The organism is Buttiauxella massiliensis, from assembly GCF_902500225.1.
Classification (GTDB): domain Bacteria; phylum Pseudomonadota; class Gammaproteobacteria; order Enterobacterales; family Enterobacteriaceae; genus Buttiauxella; species Buttiauxella massiliensis.
Window position 1 is genome coordinate 1 of record NZ_LR722684.1, and the last position, 1,710, is coordinate 1,710.

The 1,710-nt window shown below is 52.5% G+C and carries 1 protein-coding gene; it reads left to right on the forward strand.

The genetic code is table 11. From position 1 onward, the window contains the following. Nucleotides 1-156 precede the first annotated feature (156 nt). On the forward strand, nucleotides 157-1,695 hold the full coding sequence (locus GC128_RS22885) for an esterase/lipase family protein (RefSeq protein ID WP_151996191.1): 1,539 nt from the start codon (nucleotides 157-159) through the stop codon (nucleotides 1,693-1,695). The last annotated feature ends 15 nt before the right edge of the window (nucleotides 1,696-1,710 follow it).

A 1,710-nucleotide genomic window follows, 5' to 3' on the forward strand; every position in this document is an offset into this window, starting at 1 on the left:
TGGGAGAGCGCTGATTTTGCTGTTACGCCGGAAGTTCGCTGGCCATATGATGATTCACCTGTAGCGGGACAAATGATCCGGTTAGTCAGTGGAGATGGAACTGAGCAGACATTGACCACGGCTTCATTCGTATAAACAGAAAAAGGAAAATCAATCATGGATAAAGATAACAAAGAAAATACGACTTACCATCGACCTGAATGGGATGAAAATGGTCAGGTTTGTTATCCAACCACTTTACAGCCGAGCGAAAAAAATCACATCGCAGTCTGTCTCAAACCGCCGACAAAAGTTATCCCTGTTATTTTTCTGCCCGGCGTTATGGGGTCTAACCTGAAAAATGCGGGCGGTGAAGTGTGGCAGTTCAGTCCTTCATCACTGGGAAAATGGCCGACTGCTAGTCCGGAGAAAAGGAAGCTCCTGCTTGACCCGAAGACCACAACGGTGGATGACAGCGAGGAGATTTTTAACGAGGGGGCGGAGGGCAGCAAATTCCCCTCCCGCCGGGAACGGGGATGGGGGAGTGCGTTTTACAAAAGCTACGGTGAGGCGCTTGACAAGATCCAGTACCTGCTCAATGACGACAATATCCTGATGGATAATTTTTTCAGGGACTCTCAGCAGAAGACGTCCCGACAGCAGTTTATTGACGTCGATCTGGGCGCTGAAAAGGGCGAGTCCCCGCTCACTGAGGCGGAGGTGGATCACAGCTACAAATTCTTATACCCGCTGCACGTCTTTGGTTATAACTGGCTGCAGTCCAATGCGGATTCGGCGGCGTTGCTGGAAAAATATATCATCAAGGTAATGGGGGATTATCACGGTCGACTGGCGGTGAACAAGGTCATACTTATTACCCACTCGATGGGAGGGCTGGTTGCCCGGCACTACTCCGAAAACATGGGCGGACAGGCCAATATTCTGGGGATTGTGCACGGCGTGATGCCGGATCTCGGCTCGCCGGCAGCCTACCGGCGCATGAAAACCGGTGAACGCGGCGTTATCGGGATGATTATCGGGAATAATGCAGAAAAGCTGATGCCGGTGCTGGCCCAGTCCCCCGGCCCGTTACAGCTCCTGCCAGGCATGGCGTATGGTCCGGGGTGGCTGAAAATAGAGGATAATGGTATCTGTCAGTCCCTTCCGCTGGGCAATCCCTATGAGGATATTTACCTGGACAAAACGGCCTGGTGGCGGCTGTGTGAACAGGATTTGCTGCTAGACAACACCGAGAATGAGTGGAGCCAATATGAAACTCGGATAACTGAAATAGTCAAAATATTTATCGAAGAACTGCACGGCAAATACCATCCCCAGACCTGGCTGTTTTACGGTGGCAGCGCAGAATATCCGTCGGATGCATTCCTGACATGGAAAGAAGAGAACATCCCTCAGCGTGTTCAGGATGAGTTGAGGCGCCGGAGGGAAGCCGGCAACCCCGTGGAACTGTCCCCGTTAAGAACCCACAGTCTGATATCGGCCGGGACGCCCGGTGATGGTACCGTACCGGTCACGGCAATCCGAACCACATCCCCCTGTATTCAGGCTGCGCTGGCAGTGAATGTTGACCATGAAGGCGCTTATGCCATTGATCCTGCGGACCGCAGTCGTTCGGTTTACAGCGACCTGTCTGACGCCCTGGTGTTCACGGTTCGTTCGGTGGTGAAAATAGTGCAACAAGTGACGGTGCCATGAAAAAGATCCCTCCTC